Source organism: Dysgonomonas mossii (assembly GCF_004569505.1).
GTDB lineage: Bacteria > Bacteroidota > Bacteroidia > Bacteroidales > Dysgonomonadaceae > Dysgonomonas.
In genome coordinates this window covers 1-383 of the sequence record NZ_SPPK01000158.1, presented here as the reverse complement: position 1 = coordinate 383, position 383 = coordinate 1, and the positions used below count along the sequence as shown (strand labels likewise).

1 protein-coding gene is annotated in these 383 nt (G+C 70.5%); it reads right to left on the bottom strand.

All coding sequences use genetic code 11. The annotated features are described in order from the left end of the window. On the bottom strand, nucleotides 1-383 hold a 383-nt coding region (locus E4T88_RS19115), incomplete at both ends, for a pyridoxal-phosphate dependent enzyme (protein WP_135107622.1).

Sequence of the window (383 nt, the reverse complement as noted above, 5' to 3'; positions counted from 1 at the left end):
TCTCGGGCCCGGTCCCGTCCACGTGGGCCTGCCGGTTGGCCACGTTGTCGAACTGGTCGGCGAAGAACGCCCCGTTCGGCTCCGTGGCGGCAAGCTTCTCCGCCAGCCGCCGGGCGACGTGGACGTAGTTGTTCGGGTTGGAAAACGGCACCGCCGGGACTTCCACGAGGCGGGCGCCGGCGAGCCGCAGGGTCTGCTTCTTCTCCTCGGACTGGGTGACCGGGATGACGATCAGCGTCCGGTAGCCGCGCACGGAGGCCACCAGGGCGAGGCCGATGCCGGTATTGCCTGCTGTGCCCTCCACGATGGTGCCGCCCGGCCGGATCAGCCCCTTCGCCTCGGCATCCTGCACGATGGACAGCGCCGCCCGGTCCTTCACCGAC